This is a genomic window from Leisingera sp. G5_S3_59_S7 (assembly GCF_054968485.1).
Map to the genome: position 1 here is coordinate 64,351 of NZ_JBQKUH010000009.1, position 23,379 is coordinate 87,729.

The 23,379-nt window shown below is 66.3% G+C and carries 21 protein-coding genes; 20 read left to right on the plus strand and 1 reads right to left on the minus strand.

What is annotated here, in order from left to right; genetic code table 11:
* Positions 1 to 10: 10 nt before the first annotated feature.
* The 10 genes from qhpG to ACTRWG_RS06920 all read left to right on the plus strand — a co-directional run bounded on the left by qhpG (position 11) and on the right by ACTRWG_RS06920 (position 12,294).
* On the plus strand, positions 11 to 1,369 hold the full coding sequence (qhpG, locus tag ACTRWG_RS06875) for a flavin-dependent monooxygenase QhpG (RefSeq protein WP_462829142.1): 1,359 nt from the start codon (positions 11 to 13) through the stop codon (positions 1,367 to 1,369).
* A complete protein-coding gene (gene peaA / locus ACTRWG_RS06880) occupies positions 1,345 to 2,868 on the plus strand; it encodes a quinohemoprotein amine dehydrogenase subunit alpha (RefSeq protein WP_462829143.1) in 1,524 nt (507 codons plus the stop codon). Before qhpG ends, peaA begins: the two co-directional genes overlap by 25 nt.
* Before the next feature lie 17 nt (positions 2,869 to 2,885).
* Entirely contained in the window at positions 2,886 to 4,310 is a 1,425-nt protein-coding gene (peaB, locus tag ACTRWG_RS06885; protein WP_462829144.1) for a quinohemoprotein amine dehydrogenase maturation protein, read from the plus strand.
* Entirely contained in the window at positions 4,307 to 4,630 is a 324-nt protein-coding gene (qhpC, locus tag ACTRWG_RS06890; protein WP_462829145.1) for a quinohemoprotein amine dehydrogenase subunit gamma, read from the plus strand. The genes peaB and qhpC overlap by 4 nt, the downstream gene beginning before the upstream one ends.
* Before the next feature lie 13 nt (positions 4,631 to 4,643).
* Entirely contained in the window at positions 4,644 to 5,723 is a 1,080-nt protein-coding gene (peaD, locus tag ACTRWG_RS06895; RefSeq protein WP_462829146.1) for a quinohemoprotein amine dehydrogenase subunit beta, read from the plus strand.
* On the plus strand, positions 5,720 to 7,462 hold the full coding sequence (locus tag ACTRWG_RS06900) for an ABC transporter ATP-binding protein (RefSeq protein WP_462829147.1): 1,743 nt from the start codon (positions 5,720 to 5,722) through the stop codon (positions 7,460 to 7,462). Before peaD ends, ACTRWG_RS06900 begins: the two co-directional genes overlap by 4 nt.
* Positions 7,459 to 8,115, plus strand: a complete 657-nt coding sequence (gene qhpE / locus ACTRWG_RS06905; protein WP_462829148.1) for a subtilisin-like serine protease QhpE — start codon at positions 7,459 to 7,461, stop codon at positions 8,113 to 8,115. The genes ACTRWG_RS06900 and qhpE overlap by 4 nt, the downstream gene beginning before the upstream one ends.
* The gene (locus ACTRWG_RS06910; protein WP_462829149.1) at positions 8,112 to 9,104 is read left to right on the plus strand and encodes a helix-turn-helix domain-containing protein; all 993 of its coding nucleotides are present in this window, start codon (positions 8,112 to 8,114) and stop codon (positions 9,102 to 9,104) included. Before qhpE ends, ACTRWG_RS06910 begins: the two co-directional genes overlap by 4 nt.
* Before the next feature lie 15 nt (positions 9,105 to 9,119).
* A complete protein-coding gene (locus ACTRWG_RS06915) occupies positions 9,120 to 10,523 on the plus strand; it encodes an aldehyde dehydrogenase family protein (RefSeq protein ID WP_462829150.1) in 1,404 nt (467 codons plus the stop codon).
* 67 nt (positions 10,524 to 10,590) lie between these two features.
* Positions 10,591 to 12,294: an AMP-binding protein gene (locus tag ACTRWG_RS06920; RefSeq protein ID WP_027234611.1), complete on the plus strand. Its 1,704-nt coding sequence runs from the start codon at positions 10,591 to 10,593 to the stop codon at positions 12,292 to 12,294.
* Positions 12,295 to 12,301: 7 nt separating this feature from the next.
* Here ACTRWG_RS06920 and ACTRWG_RS06925 read toward each other — a convergent pair whose 3' ends face one another.
* Positions 12,302 to 13,324 (minus strand): nucleotidyltransferase family protein, encoded by a 1,023-nt coding sequence (locus tag ACTRWG_RS06925; RefSeq protein ID WP_027234610.1) that lies wholly within the window; start codon positions 13,322 to 13,324, stop codon positions 12,302 to 12,304.
* Positions 13,325 to 13,492: 168 nt separating this feature from the next.
* Between ACTRWG_RS06925 and ehuR the strand changes: the two genes are divergently transcribed.
* The 10 genes from ehuR to doeB all read left to right on the plus strand — a co-directional run bounded on the left by ehuR (position 13,493) and on the right by doeB (position 23,371).
* Positions 13,493 to 14,887: a MocR-like ectoine utilization transcription factor EhuR gene (gene ehuR / locus ACTRWG_RS06930; RefSeq protein WP_027234609.1), complete on the plus strand. Its 1,395-nt coding sequence runs from the start codon at positions 13,493 to 13,495 to the stop codon at positions 14,885 to 14,887.
* Positions 14,888 to 14,982: 95 nt separating this feature from the next.
* Complete coding sequence (locus ACTRWG_RS06935) at positions 14,983 to 15,999, plus strand: TRAP transporter substrate-binding protein (RefSeq protein WP_027234608.1); 1,017 nt, start codon at positions 14,983 to 14,985, stop codon at positions 15,997 to 15,999.
* 69 nt (positions 16,000 to 16,068) lie between these two features.
* Positions 16,069 to 16,635, plus strand: coding sequence for a TRAP transporter small permease (locus tag ACTRWG_RS06940; protein ID WP_027234607.1), 567 nt, complete (start codon positions 16,069 to 16,071; stop codon positions 16,633 to 16,635).
* A gap of 10 nt (positions 16,636 to 16,645) precedes the next feature.
* On the plus strand, positions 16,646 to 17,932 hold the full coding sequence (locus tag ACTRWG_RS06945) for a TRAP transporter large permease (protein WP_462829151.1): 1,287 nt from the start codon (positions 16,646 to 16,648) through the stop codon (positions 17,930 to 17,932).
* A 12-nt stretch (positions 17,933 to 17,944) separates the two neighbouring features.
* The gene (locus ACTRWG_RS06950) at positions 17,945 to 18,382 is read left to right on the plus strand and encodes a universal stress protein (protein ID WP_027234605.1); all 438 of its coding nucleotides are present in this window, start codon (positions 17,945 to 17,947) and stop codon (positions 18,380 to 18,382) included.
* A gap of 10 nt (positions 18,383 to 18,392) precedes the next feature.
* Entirely contained in the window at positions 18,393 to 19,157 is a 765-nt protein-coding gene (gene eutA / locus ACTRWG_RS06955; protein ID WP_462829152.1) for an ectoine utilization protein EutA, read from the plus strand.
* Between the two features lie 18 nt (positions 19,158 to 19,175).
* Complete coding sequence (eutB, locus tag ACTRWG_RS06960) at positions 19,176 to 20,183, plus strand: hydroxyectoine utilization dehydratase EutB (protein ID WP_462829153.1); 1,008 nt, start codon at positions 19,176 to 19,178, stop codon at positions 20,181 to 20,183.
* The gene (eutC, locus tag ACTRWG_RS06965; protein WP_462829154.1) at positions 20,176 to 21,168 is read left to right on the plus strand and encodes an ectoine utilization protein EutC; all 993 of its coding nucleotides are present in this window, start codon (positions 20,176 to 20,178) and stop codon (positions 21,166 to 21,168) included. The genes eutB and eutC overlap by 8 nt, the downstream gene beginning before the upstream one ends.
* Positions 21,169 to 21,187: 19 nt before the next feature.
* Complete coding sequence (gene doeA / locus ACTRWG_RS06970) at positions 21,188 to 22,375, plus strand: ectoine hydrolase DoeA (RefSeq protein ID WP_462829155.1); 1,188 nt, start codon at positions 21,188 to 21,190, stop codon at positions 22,373 to 22,375.
* Positions 22,376 to 22,378: 3 nt separating this feature from the next.
* Positions 22,379 to 23,371 (plus strand): N(2)-acetyl-L-2,4-diaminobutanoate deacetylase DoeB, encoded by a 993-nt coding sequence (doeB, locus tag ACTRWG_RS06975; RefSeq protein WP_027234600.1) that lies wholly within the window; start codon positions 22,379 to 22,381, stop codon positions 23,369 to 23,371.
* Positions 23,372 to 23,379 lie beyond the last annotated feature (8 nt).

Consider the following 23,379-nt stretch of genomic DNA (forward strand, 5'->3'; position numbering starts at 1 on the left):
CCTTGGATAAATGGCACCTCAAATAGGCACCTTTGATATAGCGATCGCAGGCGGCGGCCCGGCCGGGTCGGTGGCGGCGGTTCTGCTGGCGCGGGCTGGGTTCAGCGTGGCGTTGGCCACCCTGCCGCCGCGCGGGCCGCGGTATGAGGGCATGTCCGCCCGCGTTGCCGCGATCCTGGCGCGGCATGGGCTGCCGCTGGCCGGGATCGGCCCGGCGGCGCAGCGCCATGTCAGTTGGGGCGCGTTCCAGGGCGGCCAGAACAGCGAGCATCTGGCTGACCGCAGCGCCTTTGACGCCGGGCTGCTGGAGGCCGCGCGGGCCGAGGGCGTCAGCGTAATCTATGCATCGGTGTCCAGCGTGCGGTCTGATGCCGGTGAAATCCGGCTGGCCGATGGCACATGCCTGTCCGCCCGGCTGCTGTTTGAGGCCCGCGGCCGCCGGGCACCGCGCCAATTCATGGAAATCAAGCGGACAGAACTGGCGGGGCCGGACACGATTTCGGTTGCCGGGTTTGTGCCGCCGCAGGCGGGAGATATGACCACGCCGCGGATCGAGGCCCGGCCCGGCGGCTGGGTCTGGTCGGTGCCTGTGGACCGGGACCGGCTGTGGCTGCAGGCGGTGGGCACTGCGGACTCGCTGGGCCGGACGGGTGGAAATACGGCTGTGGCGGCGCTGTGGCAGACCGTTCTGGGAGAGACCCCGCTGCCGCGCCGCCCCGTTGTTCATGCGATTGCGCCGCGGCTGGCGGCGCCGGATCTGGACCCGCGCTGCCCGCGGCTGGGCGATGCGGCAGTGGCGCTGGATCCGCTGTCGGGGCACGGGATGTTCTGGGCGGTCTCCTCGGCGCTGATGGCGGTGCCGGTTGCGCGGGCGCTGCTGGCGGGGGAGGCCGGTCTGGCCAGCGATTTTTACCGCAACCGGGTGGCGGAGACGTTTTGGCGGCAGGCGCGGGTAGGGCGGGACTTCTACCGCGAGGCGGGGTTTCAGACGCCGTTCTGGCAGCAGCGCGCGGCCTGGCCGGATGAGGCCCCGGCGCATGATACGGACATCCGCCCTCACACCGCGATGCGGGTTGTGGTGCAGGACGGGCGTCTGGCCCGGCGCGAGGTGCTGATCACCCGCGATGCCCCCGGCGGCGCGGCTTTTGCTGCCGGGCAGGAGATCGTGCCGCTGCTGCGCCGCCTGAACGGGCAGCCGCTGCCGGATGCGGAGCGCTTTCACAGCGCGGTTCTGCCCGAGGCCCCGCCGCAGGCGGCGCGGGCAATCCATCAATGGCTTTTGTCACAAGGCTTTACCGAGGGGGCGCAGATCCCCTGGGACACTGCAAACAGGGAGACTGATCCATGCAACTACGACCCCGCGGCCTGACGGCTGCACTTTTGATGTCAGCGGCGGGCGCGGTGCCGGCGCTGGCCAGTGAGGAGCTGCTGAAAAACGCCTGCTCCAGCTGCCACACGGCGGAGGAGGGCGGGCTGAGCCGGATCAGCGGCCAGCGCAAAAGCCCTGAGGGCTGGATGATGACCATCGTCCGGATGCAGCAGGCGCACGGGCTGGAGATCAGCGCCGAGGACCGCCGCGGCATCGTGCAGCATCTGGCGGACACCCAAGGGCTGGCGCCTGCTGAGGCCGCACCGTTCCGCTATGCGCTGGAGAAAGACCCGAACGCGCAGGAAAGCTTTGACGAGCCGTTTGCCTCGATGTGCGCGCGCTGCCATACCGGCGCGCGGGGGCTGCTGCAGAACCGCACCGCGGAGGAGTGGGAACTGCACATGGATTTCCATGTCGGCCATTTCCCTACCATCGAATACCAGGCGCTTGGCCGCGATCGGGAGTGGTACAAGATCGCGCGGACCGAGATCGCCAGCTATCTGGCGGAGCAGAACCCGCTGGAGACGGCTGCCTGGACGGACTGGCAGGCGGCGGACAAGCAGCCGGTGGCGGGCGACTGGGTGGTGATGACCGATCTGCCCGGCATCGGCGAGGCCTATGGCAAGCTGACGGTCACCGGCGATGCCTCGCCCTATCAGGTCAGCGGCGAGTTCGTGACGGCGGATGGCACGGCGCATCCGGCGTCGGGGCAGATGAACCTGTACACAGGGTATGAGTGGCGCGCCAATCTGGACATCGGCGGCACCGCCTACCGGCAGGTTCTGGCGCTGTCGGAGGATGGCAACAGCCTGCAGGGCCGCCAGTTTGATCGCAGCAACGATGCCCTGGGCGCGCCGCTGAGCGGTGTGCGGGACGGGGCCGGCAGCGTCATCCTGGGTACCGTTCCCTCTGCCGTTCCGGCGGGGGAGGCGCAGGTGCAGGTGGTTGGCACCGGGCTGGACGGGCTGGACACATCCAGCGGCGAGACAGCAGCGAACACCTATGGCGCGGCGCTGTCGCTGGCGGCTGAGGGCAATGGCGTCGTGACCTTCAGCGCGGGCGGGGCAGAGGGGCAGATCGCCCATTACACCTCGCTCGACAGCCTGAAGGTGGAGCCGGAGTTCACCATCGCCCGCGTCGGCGGCGGCAGCGAGGAAGGCCCGGCCGCGGTGCCTGCCTACTTCAACGCGGTGGGTATGTGGAACGGCCCTGACGGCGAGGCCGGGACCGAGGACGACGTGCGCATCGGACGGGTCGAGGCGCAGTGGACCGTGGCCAACGCGCATGAACATGCGGCCCACATGAAAGACACTGAATTTGCAGGGAAAATGCAGCCAAGCGGGATCTTTGCGCCTGCAGTTGCCGGACCCAACCCGGACCGCCCCTTTAGCGCTAACAATGCGGGTGAGCTGACAGTGCAGGCGGAAGCGATGGGCCAGCAGGCGGAGGCGATGCTGATCGTCACCGTGCAGCGCTTCATCGACCCGCCGATCCGCTGAGACAGGGGAGAGAGACCATGAAAGACTTTCACTATCAGCCGGCCAATGCGCACCGGGTAGAGGTCGAAGGGCGGGAGGTTCTGTTCCATGTGCCCACCACCTCGATCTTCGAGATGGACGGGGTGGACCGGGATATCCTCGACTATGCGGCGCAGGAGCAGGCGTTCTCATTGGACGAGTTTGAGGCGCGGTTTGCAGCCGAAGACGCGGCGGCGCGGCTGGATGGGCTGGTGCGGCTGGATATCGTCAACGACGGGCGCCCGCTGCAGCCGGAACGGCCGCCGATCGAGATCGAGACCTTCCCGCTGACCACCATCGTTCTGAACGTCAACACCGGCTGCAACCTTGCGTGCTCCTATTGCTACAAGGAGGATCTTGCGGTGCCGTCGAAGGGTCAGAAGATGGCCTTTGACACCGCGCGGAAGTCAGCAGAGATGCTGCTGGCGGAGAACCCGGACCGGGACAGCTATAACATCGTGTTTTTCGGCGGCGAGCCGCTGTCGAACCTGCCCCTGATCCGGCAGGTGGTGGACTGGGCTGAGCCGCATTTTGCGAAGCTTGGCAAGGCGGTGAATTTCAGCCTGACGACCAATGCGACCTTGCTGACCGAACCGCTGATCGACTGGCTGGACGACCATCGCTTTGGCCTGACGGTGTCCATCGACGGCCCCAAGGCGCAGCACGATCTGAACCGCAAGACGGTGGGCGGCAAGGGCACCTATGACGCGGTGGCCGCCAAGGCGCGGCTGCTGCTGTCGCGCTACACGTCCAAGCCGGTGGGCGCCCGTGTGACCCTGACGGCGGGGGTGACCAATATCGTCGAGATCTGGGACCATCTGATCAACGATATCGGCTTTGCCGAGGTCGGATTTTCGCCGGTCACCTCGGGGGAGATGGATGCCTTCAACCTGAATGGTGCTGAGCTGCTGGAGGTGTTCGAGGGCATGAAATCCCTTGGCAGGCTCTATGTCGAGGAAGCGCTGAAGGGCCGCAACATCGGCTTTTCCAACATGCATCAGATGATGAACGACCTTTACGAGGGGCGCTCCAAGGCGCTGCCCTGCGGTGCCGGGGTGGGGATGCTGGCGGTCAATCACGACGGCGCGCTGAACCTGTGCCACCGGTTCACCGGATCGGAGATGGATCAGTTCGGCACCGTCGATGAGGGCATCAAGCGCAAGGAGCTGTCGGGGTTTATCAAGGCGCGGTCTGACCGAACCGAGAAGGGTTGCGCCACCTGCCGGATCCGCAACCTGTGCGCGGGGGGCTGCTACCACGAGAGCTATGCCCATTTCAGCGACCCGATGATGCCGACCTATCACTACTGCGACCTGATGCGCGACTGGATCGACTTTGGCGTCGCCGCCTATGCCCGGCTGATCGCCCAGGCACCGCAGTACTTTCACCACCATGTTGCGCCGAGGAGGGCGTTTGGAAAATGAAACCGCTCAATCAGAAAGCCGAACGCGTTCAGCAGGCTGCGGCCCACGGCCAGATGGAAGAGGTCCGCGCCATGCAGACCGTGACCGCAGGCTGCGCCACCACATTCGACCCGGGCTGGGAGGTCGACCCCTTTGGCGGGCTGGCCGCGCTGTGCCAGCCGATGGAGGCGGACCTTTACGGCTGCTCCGACCCCTGCTGGTGGCCAGCGCAGGTGCCCGACATCATGGTCAACCACCCGAACTGGGACGAGGGCGCGCCCAATGCCGCCAAGGACTGGCGCGCGCTTGGCGCCACCTATCCCACCGACGCCGAAACCTGAGGAGACCCGCATCATGAAATCCGCGCTTTTTGCTGCTGCTGCGTTTTGCGCGTCAGCCCTGCCGCTGGCCGCTGGCGACCTTCTGGTGACGGTGGCCCGGCCCTCCAGCCTCTATGTCTTTGACGCCCAGGACCGCTCGGTCAAGGCCGACTGCGATCTGGGGGCGAATGTGACACCGGGCGTCATTGCCATGTCGCCGGACTACCGCATCGCCTATGTGCTGCTGAACCATTGGCAGGACGTGGTCGGGGTCGATATCGAGACCTGCGAAAAGGTCTTTCACGCAGCCCAGTCGGAGGGGGATGTGACCCGCCGCTCGCTGGCCTCGCTGGCTGTGTCCAAGGACGGCAGCCAGATCTACACGGTGCGCAATCCGGTGCGCAAGAGAACCGACCGTTATGAGGTGATGCAGCCGGAGTTTGCCGTCTATGACGCGGGTGCCGGGCTGGAGGCCAAGCCGTCCGCCACCTATGAGGCGCCGCGGCGGTCCACCCTGATGGCGAGCGACCGCAACGGGCAGGTCTATGTTGCCGGGCATGAGATCTACCGGGTCGATCCCTCCAATGGCGACATTGAGGTGGCGATTGCCAATGCCAGCTGGGACCGCCCCACCTACAGCCCTCCGGATGTGCTGGCGTTCTGGCCCACCGGCAGCCAGAACGACGAGATGCTGCTGATGTACACCGCGGCGGTGTTTACGGACGAAACCCAGCAGGAGATGGCGGATTTTGTTTGGGGATATCAGTCCGTTGACCTGACCACGGGGGAGACGGAAATCGCCGATTTCGCGTCCTTCGAGGTGCTGATGTTCTCGGCCGTGCGCAGTGCGGTGGATCCCAAGCACCTGTACGGCGTCTATACCCAGCTGTCCAAGCACAATCTGGAAACCCAGGAACTGGTGAAGCGGGTGGACCTGCCGCACACCTACTACGTCATCAATGTCTCCAGCGACGGGAAGGAGCTCTATGTCGCGGGCACCAATGACGACATCGGCATCTACGACAGCGAGACGCTGGAGCGGGTGGGCGAGATACGGATGCCGTCGGGCGGGGATATGTCCGTCTCCACCCTGCATGTCGTGCCGCAGGAATGAGCGGGCCTGCCGCAAAACTCTCCTCCCAGCCGGGCGGCGGTGCTGCCGCCCGGACCTGGCCGCGCCTGCCATCGCGTGCGGGCGCGGCGCTTTTCACGCCTGCCACGGCGGTTTGGCTGCTGCCGCTGTTGCGGCCGCACCGGCGGCGGCTGGCGGAGCTGTTGCTGATCAGCTTTGCTGCTGCCGCGATTGGCCTGCTGCCGCCCTATATCAGCAAGCTGGTGATCGACCGCGGGCTGATGGCGGGGGATGCGGCGCAGCTGGTGATCTGGTCGCTGGCGCTGTTCGGGATCGGCCTGCTGGCCACCGGCACCGGCGCGCTGAGCAATATCCTGCATATGCGGGCCTCTGTCCGGATGCTGGCGCGGATGCGGCAGAGGCTGCTGTCGCGGCTGGCTGCCAAGCCTGCCGGGTGGTTTGCCAGCCAGCGCGCCGGTGAGCTGCTGGCGCGGGTGGATGGCGACGCGGCGGAGGTGCAGAAGTTTGCGTTTAACGCGGTGCTGGGCGGCTCCTCGGCGCTGATCCGGCTGATGGGCGGCTCGGCGATGCTGATGGTCCTGGACTGGCGGCTGGGGCTGCTGACAGCGCTGCTGGCCCCGGCGGAGCTGGCCTTTCTGATCTGGGCGCGGCCCCGGACAGAGCGCCACGCGGCGGCGGTGCGCGAGATGCAGGGGCGGTACAGCGCGGGGCTGTCGGAGACCCTGTTCGGCCTGCCTGCGCTGCAGGCGGCCCGCGGAACGGCATGGGCCGAGCGGCGCAGCCTGCGGGATCATGCCGGGTTGAGCCAGAAACTGATTGCGCAGAACCTGTGGGGCGAGTTCACCCGCGCGGTGCCGGTGCTGCTGTCGGCGCTGACCCGCTCGGCGATTTTTCTGGCGGGCGGGCTGATGGTGATCAGGGGCGAGTGGCCGCTGGGCTCGCTCATTGCCTTCGTGGCCTATATGGGCTTCATGACCGGGCCGATGCAGTCGCTGCTGGGCCTGTGGCACGCGCAGGCGCGGGTCAAGGTGGCGGCGGCGCGGCTGGATGTGGTGATGCAGGCAGATGGCCCCGCCCGGGCAGCCGGTTTTGAGCCGGCTGGGTATGATCTGCGGCTGGCGGGCGTGACCGTTTCGCGCGGGGCGGCGGTGCCGCTGGGGCCGCTGTCCCTGACCATTCCCGAAGGCGCCAGGGTGGCGCTGAGAGGGGCAAGCGGCGCGGGCAAGACCTCCTTGCTGGCGGTGCTCTGCGGGCGGGCGCGGCCCGTGGCCGGGCGTGTGACCCTGGGCGGTGCGGACCTGGGCCTGCTGGGCGGGGCCGGTTTGCCGGAGCGGGTGGCCTATGCTGGGCAGCGGCCCTTTACCCTGCGGGCCAGCCTGCGCGACAACCTGTTCCAGAGCCGGTCGTTTTGGGCCAAGCCTGAGAATGAAGCGCAGGTCCGGGCGCTGCTGGAGCTGTTCGGCCTGGCGGACAGGTTCCGCGGGGCAGGGGGGCTGGACACCATGCTGGGTGAAAGCGGGCTGACCCTGTCGGGCGGCGAGCGGCAGCGGCTGTGCCTGCTGCGGGCGCTGCTGCAGCCCTTTGATATCCTGATCCTGGATGAAGCTCTGTCAGAGGTGGATCCTGCCACCGCGGCCCGGATCCTGGCCCATATCGACGCGGCGTTCCCCCAGGCCACCCGCATCCTGACCGCGCATGGCGGCGCCGCGGCGGGCGGGGCGTTCGATTTGGAAATCAACCTGACGGAGGGCGCGGCATGACCCGTGCGCCGCTGATTGCGCTGATTGACGGGCCGCTGGCGGCGGAGACCCCCGGCCTTGCCGCCCGGATGGACCTGTGCGCGCTGCACCCGCGGGCAGCCGAAAGCCCGGCGGCGCTGCATGCCAGCCACATGGCGGCTGCCATCCATGCCAATGCGCCCGGGGCCCGCTTACTTGGGCTCAGCATCTTTCCGGGGCGGCTCGCCACCTCGCTTGCCACCGTGGCGGACGCGCTGCGCCTAGCCGCGGAGTCGGAGGCGGAGATCGTCCATTGCTCCTTTGGCCATGGGGAGGCCAGCCCGCTGCTGACGGAGGCGGTGGCGGCGGTGCTTGCGGCGGGCAAGCGGCTGGTGGCCTCCGCCCCGGCGCGCGGGGCGCCGGTCTATCCGGCGGGGTGCGAAGGGGTTCTTTCTGTGCAGGGCGATGCCCGCTGCGCGCCCGGCCAGTGGTCGCGGCTGGACCTGCCGGGGGCGCGGTTCGGTGCCTGTCCGGGCGGTCCCGGCGCGCCGGTGCGCGGCGCCAGCCTGGCGGCGGCGCATTTCACCGGGCTGCTGGCCCGGGCCTGCACGGACGGCGGGGCAGGGGAGATGCTGCAAGCCCCGTCCTTCACGGGCCGCGAGCGCATCGGGGCAGGGGGGCCGCACGCTGCATGATCTGCTTTGAGAACTGGAACAGCACCCTGCGGGCCAATTGCGGCCACTACTATGCGACACCGGAGCGGGCCGCAGGGACTTGGGCGGGGACGTTCGGCCTGCGCCGGCGCAGCGGTGTGGATGTGGCTGAGATCCGCTGCCCGCCGGCCCGCATCGAGCGCACCCGCAAGGGCATCCTGCGCGATGATCAGGAGCATTTCTTTCTGCTGCGCCAGCTGGAGGGGGAGACCGGTATCCAGCACGCGGGGTGTGAGACGGTTCTGACGCCGGGGGAGTTCCTGCTGCTGGATTCCACCCGTGCGGCGGAGCTGCGCGTCAGCGGCCGGCCCGCGGCGTTTCTGTCGGCGCATCTGCCGCGGGCGCTGGTGCTGGAGAGGCGCCGGGAGATGCCCGCGGCGGGCCGCAAGATCGCGCCGCCGCATCCGCTGCACGCCAGCCTGTGCGGGCTGCTGGATGGGACCGGCGCGGAGGACAGCGCCGGCTATATTTTTGACCTGGTGCCGCTGGCCTTTGCCGCCGGTGCGCGCCCGGGGGCGGGCAGCCTGGGCAGCCGCAAGCACCGGTTCCGGCTGGTGCGCGAAACGCTGGAGCTGCTGAGCGGCGATCCTAGGCTGACAGTGGATACGCTGGCCGCGCGGACCGGGCTGTCGCGGCGCCAGCTGCAGCGGGAGTTTCAGGAAAACGGCACCACCTTCACCGACTGCCTGACCCGCACCCGGCTGTCCGCGGTGGCGGGCAAGCTGCGCCATGCGGCACGGCAGGGCGTCCGGGTGCCGATTGCGCAGATCGCTTATGGCGCGGGGTTTGGCGATATCTCGCATTTCAACCGAACCTTCCGCCAGCAGTTCGGCTGCTCGCCGCGCGGGTTCCTGAGCACCTGCACCCTGGGCGGATTTTTGGCGCAGGACGCAAACTCTTTGGCACCGGTGCCCAAGACCGCGCTGCCGGGGCGTGGTTGTCTTCTGCAATCAAACCCGGCTGACGGATAAACAGGGAGAACGGCAATGGAATACCGCATGCTGATCAACGGCGAACAGGTTTCGGCGGAGCGCATGATCGAGGTGATCAACCCGGCGACGGAGGAGGTGTTTGCCCGCGTGCCGCATGCCTCTGAGGCGCAGATGAACGAGGCGGTGGCCGCTGCCAAGGCGGCGCAGAAAGCCTGGGCGGAGACCCCGATGGCTGAGCGACGCGCCAAGGTGGAGGCGCTGGCCGCTGCGATTGGCGAGGAGGCGGATGAGCTGGCGCGGCTGATCACGATGGAGCAGGGCAAACCGCTGCCTGAGGCGCAGGGCGAGGTGGCCTGGTCGCAGGGATACCTGGCGCATACCGCAACGCTGGAGCTGCCGGACCGGGTGATCCAGGATGACGCGGAATTACGCATTGAGACACGGCACAAGCCCTTGGGCGTGGTGGCGGGCATCATCGCCTGGAATTTTCCGCTGCTCCTGTGCTGCTGGAAGATCGGGCCTGCGCTGATGGCGGGGAATGCCATCGTGCTGAAGCCTGCGCCCACGACCCCGGTTGCGGCGTTGAAGCTGGGCGAAATCTGCGCCCGGATCTTCCCGGCGGGCCTTGTGAACATCATCACCGATTCCAATGACCTGGGCCCCAAGCTGACGGCGCATCCGGATGTGGCCAAGATCGGCTTTACCGGCTCGTCCGAGACCGGCAAGCGGATCATGGCGAGTGCGGCGGACACCATGAAGCGGGTGACGCTGGAGATGGGCGGCAACGACCCGGCGATCGTGCTGCCGGATGTGGATGTGAAGGCGGCTGCGGAAAAGGTCTATGGCGGCGCGTTCCTGAATGCGGGGCAGGTCTGCCTTGCAGTGAAGCGCGCCTATGTGCACAGCGATATCTACGAGGCGTTCTGCGGCGAGCTGGCCGCGCTGGCCGAACAGGCGGTGGTCGATGACGGCATGAAGCAAGGGACAACAATTGGCCCGATCCAGAACAAGGCGCAGTTTGACAAGATCAAGGGCTTCCTGGAGGACGCGCGCGCCTGCGGGCAGATCATTGCGGGCGGCAGCGCCAAGGACGGCCCCGGCTATTTCGTGCCGCCCACCATCGTGCGCGATGTGACCAACGGCCAGAAGATCGTCGACGAGGAGCAGTTCGGCCCGGTCCTGCCGGTGATCCGCTTTGACGATATCGACGATGTGGTCGCGCGGGCCAATGCCTCCGATTACGGGCTGGGCGGATCGGTGCATTCGGGCGATACTGCCAAGGCCACCGAAATCGCCGGGCGCATCGAATCCGGCACCATCTGGGTGAACCAGCAGCTGAACATCGGCCCGCATATCCCGATGGCGGGTTTTAAGGGCTCTGGCCTGGGGGTGGAACAGTCGGTCGAGGGGCTGGCGGAATACACCCAGATGCAGGTGATCAACGTCGCCCGCAGCTGATCGCGTTTGAACCCTGGCCGGGCTGCCGTTGCGGCGGCCCGGTCCGCTTATCCAGCTGAGGACACCCATGACTGACCCGCACCCTGATCTTACCGCCCCGATTGACGGCCTGTCGCATGTGCGGGGGCCAAGCGCGCCGCCGCTGCAGCATATCACCATCCCGGCGCTGCTGCAGCAGGCGGTGGAGCGGCACGGCAACCGCGAGGCGCTGGTGCTGACGGACGCGGGTATCCGGATGACCTATGCGGAGATGGCGCAGAAGGCGGATGAACTGGCGGCGGGGCTGCTGGCGCTGGGGGTTGTGAAGGGCGACCGGGTCGGGATCTGGTCCCCGAACCGCTGCGAATGGGTGCTGACCCAGTTCGCCACCGCCCGGATCGGCGCCATTCTGGTGACGATCAACCCGGCTTACCGGCTGGCGGAGCTGGAATATGCGCTCAACAAGACCGGCTGCAAGGTGCTGATCGCGGCGGCAAGCTTTAAGAGTTCCAACTATCTGGGCATGATCCGCGAACTGGCGCCGGAGCTGGCCTCCGCTGCCCCCGGCCAGCTGGAGGCGGCGCGGCTGCCCGCTTTGCGCCATGCTGTGGTGATGGCGGCGGATCCGGGGCCGGGCGTTCTGCCCTTTGACACCCTGCAGGAGATGGGCGCGGGGGTGGAGACAGCGGCGCTGGACGCGCTTAGCGCGGATCTGGCACCGGAGGAGGCGATCAACATCCAGTTCACCTCTGGCACCACGGGGCTGCCCAAGGGCGCGACGCTGACGCATTTCAACATCGTCAACAACGCCCGGTTCGTCACCAGCCGGATCAAGCTGACGGAGGCTGACCGGCTGCTGATCCCGGTGCCGCTGTACCATTGCTTTGGCATGGTGATGGGGGTGCTGGGGGCGGTCTCCAAGGGCGCGGCGATGATTTTCCCCGGCGAGGCGTTTGAGCCCGCCGCGGTGCTGGACGCCGCCGCCGCGGAACGCGCCACCGCGCTTTATGGCGTGCCGACGATGTTTGTCGCCATGCTGCAGGAGCTGGACCAGTCACCCCGCGATGTGTCCTCCCTGCGCACCGGCATCATGGCCGGCGCGCCGTGCCCGATTGAGATTATGCGGCGGGTGAACCGCGACATGCACATGCAGGAGGTGACGATCTGCTATGGCATGACCGAAACCGCGCCGGTGTCCTTTCAAAGCTTCACCTCTGATCCGGCAGAGAAACGCTGCACCACCGTGGGCCGGGTGCATCCGCATCTGGAGGTGAAGGCGGTGGATGCCGGGGGCCGCACCGTGCCTGCGGGCGAACGCGGCGAGCTGCTGGTGCGCGGCTATTCGGTGATGCAGGGCTATTGGGACGACCCCGCCGCGACCGGCGAGGCGATCCGGGACGGCTGGATGCGCACCGGCGATCTGGGCACCTTTGACGATCAGGGGTTCTGCAGCATCACCGGGCGGGTGAAGGACATGATCATCCGCGGCGGCGAGAACATCTATCCGCGTGAGATCGAGGAGTTTCTGATCCGCCACCCGGATATCGCGGATGCGCAGGTGTTCGGGGTGCCGGATGAGAAGTTCGGCGAGCAGGTCTGCGCCTGGGTGGTGCCGGCGGCGGGCGCCAGCCTGGAGGAAGAGGCGGTGCGCAGCCATTGCCGCGGCCAGATCGCGCATTTCAAGATCCCGCAGCATGTGCGGATCGTGGCTGAGCTGCCGATGACCGTCACCGGCAAGCCGCAGAAGTACCGGATGCGGGACGAGATGGTGCGGCAGCTGCAGGCCGGCTGAGCCGGGATCAGGACGGCAGCGAATCCAGCAGGGCGCGGGTCTCCGGCATCCGCTGCAGGCTGGCGGTGATGCGGGCGCGCCAGGCCGGGCCGCGCTCCATCGCGGTCTCGTAGGCCTCGGCCAGGTCGTCGGGGCGCTCGGCGTGCAGAACCTCGATCAGGAAGGCGGCCTGGGCCCGGTCCTTGCGCGATTTCAGTTCGTCGGCGCCGCCGCGGCGGCGGTCGGCGACGATCAGCTTGTGGATGGCAAAGCGTTCGGGCCGGGGGATCTGGATCAGCACGCCGGAGCGGTAGAGCAGGGGGGCCTGCAGCGGTTCGGCAATCAGGTAATTGAGGAAATGCAGGCTTTGGGCGCTGACGCCGAGGGCAGGCAGGTCGCGCAGGCCCTCCTGATCGCTGAAGGAGGGGGTGAGGAATTCCACGAGGGTGCGGCGGTCGGTCTGCCGCCAGCGCCAGACCTGGCCTTTTTCGGTGGAGGGCAGGGGGTCGAACTTCAGCTCCGAGAAGACGTCGGCCAGGGGGGCGTCGACGCTGTCCTGCAGCACCAGCGAGAGCCGCTCGAAGCTGGCGATGTCGATGTCGTCGGTCATTGCCGCCTGGTCGAAGGTGATGCGCACGCCCAGCTCGCCCTCGTAGCAGCGGAAGGCCTGGGTGCCGACCAGAGTGCCGCCCAGCCGGAACACCCCGGCGCGGGCCATCGCAGAGATCACCTGGCCGCTGCCGGCATCCGCCATCAGGTAGCCCTCGGCGCGCAGGGTGCGCATCAGGCGGGCGCGCTCGCGGCCGGCCTGTTTCTCGGCCTCGGCGATGGGTTTTTGGCGCTCCAGCCGGCTGCGCAGCTCGGGCGTGTCCTCGCCGATGTAGCGGTCCACGGTTTCGGTGCCGATCCGGTAGTGGTCGTACCAGTAGCGCTTGCGGCCGATGGTCTTGAGCTTGGGGGCGCCGCGCAGGCCGGAGACGGCGCTGTCCTTGAGCGAGCGCAGAAGGTCGGTCCAGGCGGCGGTGCCTGCGGCGGAGTGGTGCTGGATCACGGGGCTACCCCACAGAAAAATCTTTGTGGGGTATGTATATCCGGTTTTCCTGCCCTACAAAATATTTTTTGCGGGGTAAGGGGTGGCAGGGACAACCGGGGCCGGTGAGTCCGCGATCTGCGGCAATTGTCTTGGGGTTTGCGGCGCGGGGCGCTATACAATTGCACCATGACAATCTGGTATCCCGATCCCGCTTCGCTGGCCACGCCGCTGCACACCAGCCTGGCCGCCGCCATCGCCAAGGCCATCTCAGACGGGCGGCTGCCCAAGGGCACCCAGCTGCCGACCCACCGCAAAATGGCGGAGGAGCTGGGGCTGAGCGTTCACACCGTCAGCAAGGCCTATGAAAGCCTGCGGCGGCAGCGGCTGATTGACGGCCAAGTCGGGCGCGGCAGCTATGTGCTGGACCCGGATACCTCGAACGACCAGCCGTTCCAGCTGAGTTCGGAGAAGGGCGGAGGCTTTGATCTGTCAATCTCGCGCCCGCTGTTTTCGCAGCAGCACGCGGAACGGTTCGAGCAGGCGCTGAAGGAACTGCCGGAGGCGCTGGATCCGAGCTATTACCTGTCCTGCCGCCCCAACGTCGGCCATGACGCGCACCGCGCCGCCGGGGCGGAGTGGCTGAAGGTCTGCGGGCTGGAGGTGCCCGCGGAGCGGATCATAATGACCAATGGCGTGAGCCACGGCATGTCGGCGGCGCTGTCGGCGCTGACCCGGCCCGGCGATACGGTGGTATCGGACAAGATCACCCATCACCTGCTGGTGTCGGGCTGTTCCTACCTGGGGCTGAACCTGGCCGGGCTGGAGACGGATGCCGGCGGCATCCTGCCGGAGGCGCTGGAGCGGTATTGCCGGGAGCAGTCGCCCAAGGTACTGTTTTTGCTGCCGTCCCTGGCCAACTCCACCGCCGGGATGATGCCGGAAGAGCGCCGCCGGGCGCTGGTGGGGATTGCCCGCAAATATGACCTGCACATCATCGAAAACGATGCCTTCGGGCCGGTGGCGGCGGACCGCCCGGTGCCGGTTTCGGCGCTGGCGCCGGAGCGGTCGATTTACCTGACGACCTTTACCAAATGCACTGTGTCGGGGCTGCGCGCGGGCTATCTGGCGGCACCAGAGCATCTGCTGCCTGCGCTGACCGGGCGGATTGTGGTGTTCGGCTGGATGGCAACGCCCCTGATGTGCGAGCTGGCCACCCGCTGGGTGCAGGACGGCACCGCGCTGGAACTGGCAGAGTGGCAGCGCCGGGCGCTGGCGGAGCGGTATGCCATTGCCGAAGATGTGCTGCAGGGCTGGCGCTGGCAGGGCCATCCCTCGGCGCTGCACCTGTGGCTGCCGCTGACCGAGGGCTGGACCACCGCCAGCTTTGTCTCCTACGCGCAGGAGCTGAAGGTGGCAGTGGCACCGGATGCGCCGTTCCTGCCCCCCAAGACCCCGCCGCAGAACGCGGTGCGGGTGTCGCTGGGCAGCGTGCAGGACCAGGACCGGTTCCGCCAGGCGCTGGAGCTGATCGGCGGCATGCTGGGCCGCCCGCCGGAGGGGATTGCGCCCTTCACATACTGATTGTCCTGCAACAATAAAAAAATTGACATGCAGTACAATTCCTCTCAAGTCTGTCGCAGCGGTGCGCAGGCACCGGTGAGACTTGGGAGGAAATCATGGCTCAGACAGTCACATTCAGCTTCGCGGCCCTGGCGGCTGCGGGGATTGCCCTGGCGGGCAGCGCGGCGCAAGCGGACACTTGGCGGTACGCCTTTGAGGAGGCGATGACCGATGTGCAGGGCGTCTATGCGCAGAAGTTCAAGGAAGAGATCGAGGCGAACTCGGATCACGAGATCCAGCTGTTCCCCTATGGCACGCTGGGCGAATCCGCCGACATCATGGAGCAGACCCAGGACGGCATCCTGCAGTTCGTCGACCAGTCGCCGGGCTTTACCGGTTCCTTGATTCCCGAGGCGCAAGTGTTCTTTGTGCCGTATCTGCTGCCGACCGATCAGGATCACCTGGCGCGCTTCTATAAGGAGAGCAAGGCGATCAACGACATGTTCAAGCCGCTCTATGCCGATCAGGGGCTGGAGCTGCTGAACATGTTCCCCGAGGGCGAAGTGGCGATGACCACCAAGACACCGGTGACCACCTGCGCCGATCTGGACGAGGTGAAGTTCCGGGTGATGACCAACCCCTTGCTGGTCGAAAGCTACAAGGCCTTTGGCGCCACCCCGACGCCGCTGCCCTGGGGCGAGGTGTACGGCGGTTTGCAGACCAATGTGATCCAGGGGCAGGAGAACCCGACGTTCTTCCTGTACTCGACCAAGATTTATGAGGTCACCGATTACATCACCTATGCGGGCCATAACAATTTCACCACCGCGGTGATGGCCAACAAGGAATTCTATGACGGCCTGAGCCCGGAGGATCAGCAGCTGGTGCAGAACGCGGCGCAGGCGGCCTATGACCACACTGTGGTGTACCAGCAGGAAGCGGCAGAGACCGAGCTGGCCAAGATCATGGAGGCCAAGCCTGAGATGAAGGTGACGGTGCTGACCGACGAGCAGCGCAGCTGCTTCAAGGAGGCGGCGGCAGAGGTCGAGGCCAAGTTCATCGAGATGACCGGCGACAGCGGCGCCGCGATCCTGGAACAGATGAAGGCAGACCTGGCGGCCACCGCCAACTGACGCCTGCGATGCAACTGCTGCTGAGCGGGTGCCGCCCGCTCAGCCAGCCGCAGACCTTGGGAGGAAGGAATGCACCAGACACATGAGTCCGCGCTGCCCGGTTTCCTGGGGGTGATCGACAGCGCCATCAGCCGCACCGAGTCGTTCCTGCTGGCGGCGGGTGTTCTGCTGATGGCGGCCAATACCGTAGCCAATGTGGTGGGGCGGTTCGTGCTGGGCAATTCCATCTTCTTCACCGAAGAGCTGAACCGGATCCTGATCATCTTGATCACCTTTGCCGGCATCAGCTATGCGGCGCGCAATGCCCGCCATATCCGGATGTCGGCGATCTATGACCTGCTGCCGCCGCATCTGCGCAAGGTGATGGTGGTGGTGATTTCGGTGATTACCGCCGGGTTCATGTTCCTGCTGTGCTTTTACGCGGTGAAATACATCGGCTCGCAGGCGTCGCGCGGGCGGGTGCTGCCGGCGCTGCAAATCCCGGTCTGGGTGATCCTGGTCTGGGTGCCTGCGGGGTTCTTCATGACCGGTGCCCAGTACCTGCTGACCGCGGTGCGCAACCTGACGTCCTCCGGCATCTACCTCTCGACCCATGTGCAAGAGGGGTACGAGGACGCGGAAGAAATCGAAATCTGAGGACGGACCCATGGCTGCAACTATTTTCCTGACCATGATTGTCCTGCTGCTGCTGGGCTTTCCGATGATGATCCCGCTGATTGCCGGCGCGTTCATCGGCTTCTTGATGCTGTTCGGCGATCTGGCCCGGACCGAAACCATGGTGCAGCAGATGCTGGCGGGGATCCGGCCTGCGTCGCTGATTGCGGTGCCGATGTTCATCTTTGCTGCCGACATCATGACCCGGGGCCAGTCGGCCGGGCGGCTGATCAATGTGGTGATGGCCTATATGGGGCATATCCGCGGCGGGCTGGCGATTTCGACCGCGGCGGCCTGCACCATGTTCGGCGCAGTGTCGGGGTCGACCCAGGCAACGGTGGTGGCGATCGGCTCGCCCCTGCGCCCGCGGATGCTGCAGGCGGGGTACAAGGACAGCTTTGTGCTGGCGCTGATCGTCAATGCCAGCGACATCGCCTTTCTGATCCCGCCCTCCATCGGCATGATCATCTATGGCGTGGTGTCCAGCACCTCGATTGCCGAGCTGTTCATTGCGGGCATCGGTCCCGGCCTGCTGATCCTGCTGCTGTTTTCGGCCTATGCCTACATCTATGCGGTGCGCAACAACGTCCCGACCGAGCCCAAGGCGACCTGGGCCGAGCGGTTTCAGACCATGCGGCAGGCGCTGTGGCCGATGGGGTTCCCGGTGATCATCATCGGCGGCATCTATGGCGGCGTGTTCAGCCCGACCGAGGCGGCGGCGGCCTGTGTGCTTTATGCGCTGATCCTGGAGGTGCTGGTGTTCCGCTCTATGGTGCTGGCGGATGTCTATGAAACCGCCAAGTCCACCGGGTTGATCACCGCCATTGTGTTCATCCTGGTGGGGGCAGGGGCGGCGTTTTCCTGGGTGATCTCTTTCGCGCAGGTGCCGCAGCAGATCCTGGGGGCCATCGGCATCGCTGAAATGGGCGCCATCGGGGTGCTGTTCGTGATCTCCATCGCGTTTTTCATCGGCTGCATGTTTGTCGATCCCATCGTGGTGATCCTGGTGCTGGTGCCGGTGTTTGCTCCGGTGGTGAAATCCGTCGGCATCGACCCGGTGCTGGTCGGCACCATCATCACCCTGCAGGTCGCAATCGGGTCAGCCACGCCGCCCTTCGGCTGCGATATCTTCACCGCAATTGCCGTTTTCAAGCGCCCCTATGCCGAGGTGGTGCGCGGCACGCCGCCCTTCATCCTGATGCTGCTGGGCGTGTCGGTGGCGCTGATCTTCTTCCCGCAGATTGCGCTGTTCCTGCGCGACCTGGCCTTTGCCAAGTAAGGAGGCGCGGCGATGTTCACATCTATTCTGGTGCCCTTTGACGGCTCCCAAGGGGCGGAGGCCGCGCTGGCCAAGGCGGCGGAACTGGCGCAGCTGTGCGGCGCGGAACTGACCCTGCTGACGGTCTATCGCCATCATTCGCTGCTGGAGGCCTCGATGCATATGGTGCGCCCGGATCAGCCGGATGATCTGGACGAGATCATGCGCGGCCACGCCAGACAGGTGGCCGAGCGCGGCAAGGCGCTGGCGGCAGAGGGGGGCGTTCCAAACCCCCGCGCCTTTGTCAAAGCCGGGCCGGTGGCGCGCACCATCACAAGCTTTGCCAGGGAGCACGGCAACGATCTGATCGTGATCGGCAGCCGCGGCCTTGGCTCGCTGGAGGGGGTGCTTCTGGGCAGTGTCTCCCACAAGGTGACAAGCCTGGCGGAAACCCCGGTTCTTGTTGTTTAGGAAAGCAGAAATGGCTCTTGATATCCATGCCACGCCCTCGCGTGTTCCGGCCCGGCTGGACGACCGCCCCGTGAAGAAACGGATCGCGCTGGTGGCGCTGGCGACCGACCACACGTCCGAGCGCGACTTTGCCCGGATCTGCGACCCGGACCGGGTCGGCGTCTACGTGAACCGGATCGAATTCGAGAACCCGACCACCCGGGAAACGTTGCTGCAGACCGGCCCGCGGCTGGCTGAGGCCGCAGCACAGATCCTGCCGGGGGAAGCGGTGGATGTGGTGGCCTATGGCTGCACCGCGGCCTCGATCGTTTTGGGCAATGATGCGGTCGCCCGCTACCTGAACACGGCCAAGCCGGGCGCGCCTTGCGTCACCCCCAGCTCTGCCGCGTTTGATGCGTTTGCGGCATTGGGGGCCGGGCGGGTGTCGCTGCTGACCCCCTACAGCCCGGCCGTCACCGATGAAATGGCGCAGTACTTTACGGCGCACGGGCCGGAGGTGGTGAGTGCCGCCTGTTTCGGGCTGACCGACGACCGCCAGATGGCGCGGATTTCCGAGGACAGCATCATCGAGGCCGGCATTGCCGCCTGCGATGCGGGCGCGGATGCGCTGTTTTTGTCCTGCACCGCGCTGCGGGCGGCACCTTGCGTGCAGCGGATCGAGGACCGGCTGGGCAAGCCGGTTGTCAGCTCGAACCAGGCAATGGTCTGGCGCTGCCTGCGGCTGGCCGGGATCAGCGATGCGGTGCCGGGCTATGGCCGGTTGTTTGAACTCTAACAAGACAAGACAGGTCCAATGACTGAGAAAATCACCCTTCGGGACAGCTATCAGGCGCGGGCGCGGATTGCCGGGCGGATCCGGCGGACGGCTCTTGTGGAGTCTCCCGCTCTGAGCAAGCTTTGCAGCGGGCAGGTCTCGCTGAAACTGGAAAGCACCCAGATCACCGGCAGTTTCAAGCTGCGCGGCGCCACCAATGCGGTGTTGTCGCTGAGCGAGGAGCAGCGCGCGGCGGGGGTGGTTGGCGTCTCCACCGGCAACCACGGGCGCGGGCTGGCCTATGCGGCGGCGCAGGCCGGGGTGCGCTGCATCATCTGCATGTCGGAGCTGGTGCCGCAGAACAAGGTCGAGGGCATCAAGTCCCACGGCGCGGAGGTGCGGATCTTAGGCCGCTCGCAAGATGATGCGCAGATGGAAGTGGACCGGCTGGTGGCCGGGGGCATGACCATGCTGCCGCCGTTCGACCACCGCGATATCATTGCCGGGCAAAGCACCGTGGCGCTGGAAATGCTGGAGCAGGCACCGGATCTGGAGACCGTGCTGGTGCCGCTTTCGGGCGGCGGGCTGATTTCCGGCGTGGCGATGGTGATGAAGGCGGCAAATCCGGCGGTCCGGGTGATCGGCGTCAGCATGGAGCGCGGGGCGGCGATGTATGAATGCCTGCAGGCCGGCAAGCCGGTGCAGGTGGAGGAGCTGCCGACGCTGGCGGATTCCCTGGGCGGTGGCATCGGGCTGGACAACGCCTATACCTTTGAGATGACAAAGGCATTCGTCGATGATGTGGTGCTGGTCTCCGAAGCGGAGATCGCGGCCGCAATCCGCCATGCCTATTTCGAGGAGCGCCAGGTGATCGAAGGCTCCGGCAGTGTCGGCATTGCCGCCCTGCTGTCGGGCAGGATCGAAAACCCGGGACGCTGCGCGGTGCTGGTCAGCGGTCAGAACATAGACATGGCGCTGCACAAGCGGATCATTGATGGTGAAGATGTGGACGTGGCGGCGGAGACCGGGGGAGGCGCGGATGCCTGACATCAGGATTCTGACCGAAGCGGAGCTGCGCGGCCTGGTGCCGCTGGACGGCGATGCCGTGGACTGTGTGGAGCAGGGCTTTAGCACGCTGGCGGGCGGCGGGGTGGAGATGCCGCCGATCATGACGCTCCTGGTCCCGGACCATAACGGCGAGGTCTGCGTGAAGACCGCCTATGTGCCGGGGATCGACAGCTTTGCGATGAAGATGAGCCCGGGGTTTTTCGACAACCCCAAGCTTGGGCTGCCCAGCACCACGGGTCTGATGGTGGTGTTTTCCAGCAAGACCGGCCTTTTGGAGGCGCTGCTTCTGGACAATGGCTACCTCACCGATGTGCGCACCGCCGCCGCCGGAGCGGTCGCGGCACGCCATCTGGCGCGGGAGGATGCGGCGCATGTGTGCATCATTGGCGCGGGCGTGCAGGCGCGGATGCAGCTGAAGGCGATGACCCTGGTGCGCGACATCAAAAGCGCCGTGATCTGGGCGCGGGACAGCGCCAAGGCAGAGGCCGCTGCCGCCGGTTTGCGCGACGACCTGGGGATTGAAATCTCTGTCAGCAGCGATATCGCAGAGGCAGTGTCCTCGGCCGGTATTGTCGTCACCACAACCCCCGCAGCAGACCCTGTGATCCAGGCAAACTGGCTGCAGCCGGGGCAGCTGGTCATCGCCATGGGATCGGACCAGGAGCACAAGTGCGAGCTGGAGCCCGCCTGCCTGGTCAAGGCGGACCTTTATGTGCCCGACAGCCAGGCGCAATGCGCCGTCAAGGGCGAGCTGCGCAGCGCCATCGCTGCCGGGCTGATCGCCGGGGACCAGAGCTTTGCTGAATTGGGCGGGATCACCGCAGGCCAGGCCGCCGGACGCCGGTCGGACAGTGATCTGATCATTGCCGATCTGACCGGCACCGGTGTGCAGGACACCGCCATCGCAACCCTTGCAGGCTCCCGCGCTGATGCGGCGGGTGCCGGCGCCACTTTCACCAGCTGATCAACCAGGAACCACGCATATGGCAGACCCCAAGCTGTATTTCTCCCGCGCTGAATACCAGGCGCGTCTGGACAAGACCCGGGCCGAAATGTCCCGCCGCGGGCTTGATCTTCTGATCGTCACTGATCCGTCGAACATGAACTGGCTGACCGGCTATGACGGCTGGTCCTTCTATGTGCATCAATGCGTTGTTGTCGCAATGGACGGCGAGCCGCTTTGGTATGGCCGCGGCCAGGATGCCAACGGGGCGCTGCGCACCTGCTACATGAACCCCGCCAGTATCATCGGCTATCCGGACCACTACGTTCAGTCGACCGAGCGGCACCCGATGGATTACCTGTCGGCGCAGCTGAAGGACCGCGGGCTGGACGGCGGCAACATCGGCGTCGAGATGGACAACTACTATTTCACCGCTGCCGCCTATGCGTCGCTGCAAAAGCACCTGCCGGATGCGCGGTTCGGCGATGCCAACGCGCTGGTCAACTGGCAGCGGGCGGTGAAATCCGAGGCCGAGCTGGCGTATATGCGGCAGGCGGGGCAGATCGTCGGGCGGATGCACCAGCGTATTTTCGACAAGGTCGAGCCTGGGATGCGCAAATGCGATCTGGTGGCCGATATCTATGACGCGGGCCTGCGCTATGACGCGGAGCTTGGCTTTGGCGGCGATTACCCCGCCATCGTGCCGCTGCTGCCCTCGGGCGCGGATGCCGCCGCGCCGCATCTGACCTGGGACGACCTGCCGATGAAATCCGGCGAGGGCACGTTTTTTGAGATCGCGGGCGTGGTGCACCGCTACCACTGCCCGCTGTCGCGCACCGTGTTCCTGGGCAAACCGACGCAGACCTTCCTGGATGCGGAAAAGGCGGTGCTGGAGGGGATGGAGGCCGGGCTGGAAGTCGCGAAGGCCGGCAACACCTGCGAGGACATTGCCAAGGCGTTCTTCAAGGTGCTGAAGACATACGGCATCGAGAAGGACAACCGCACCGGCTATCCGATCGGGGTCAGCTACCCGCCGGACTGGGGCGAGCGCACCATGTCGCTGCGGGCGGGTGACACCACCGTCTTGCAGGAAAACATGACGTTCCACTTTATGACTGGCCTCTGGATGGAGGACTGGGGATTTGAGATCACCGAAAGCATCCGCATCGGGGCAAACGGGCCGGAGTGCCTGTCCGATGTGCCGCGCAAAATGTTCGTGAAGGACTGAGCCATGAAGCCAAATCCGATCTCCCCCACCATTCCGCTGGATCAGGACGGGGTGCACCACGGCTATCTGAAGCTGCCCTACAGCCGCGATGACTCGGCCTGGGGCTCGGTTATGATTCCGCTGACGGTGATCAAGAACGGCGCGGGGCCGACCGCGCTGCTGACGGGCGCCAACCACGGCGATGAATACGAAGGCCCGATTGCGCTGCAAGAACTGGCCGCCACCACCAAGGCCGAGGATGTGACCGGCCGGCTGATCATCGTGCCGGCCTTCAACTACCCGGCGTTCCGCGCGGGCACCCGCACCTCGCCCATCGACAGGGGCAATATGAACCGGTCGTTTCCGGGGCGCCCGGACGGCACCGTGACCGAGAAGATCGCCGATTACTTCCAGCGCACGCTGCTGCCGATGGCGGATCTGGCGGTGGATTTCCATTCCGGCGGCAAGACGTTGGATTTCGTGCCTTTTGCCGCCGCGCATATCCTGGAAGATAAGGCCACGCAGGAGGCATGCTTTGCCGCGATGAAGGCGTTCAACGCGCCCTATTCGGTGGAGCTGTTGGAGATCGACAGCGCGGGTATGTATGACACCGCGGTGGAGCAGATGGGCAAGGTGCTGGTCACGACGGAACTCGGCGGTGGCGGATCGTCCACCGCGCGGGGCAATGCGATTGCCAAGAAGGGGCTGCGCAATGTGCTGATCCATGCGGGCATGCTGCAAGGGCAGATGCAACTGGACGAAACCGTCCGCCTCTCGATGCCGGACGATGACTGTTTTCTGTTCAGCGAAGGCGACGGGCTGTTCGAGATCATGGCCGATCTGGGGGCGCCGGTGGCAATGGGCGATCTGGTCGCCCGGGTCTGGCCGCTGGACCGCACCGGCCAGCCGCCGGTGGAATACCGTGCCCGCCGCACGGGGCTGGTGATCAGCCGCCACTTCCCCGGCCTGATCAAATCCGGCGACTGCGTTGCGGTTGTCGGCGTCTCCGGCGCCTGATAGGGCGG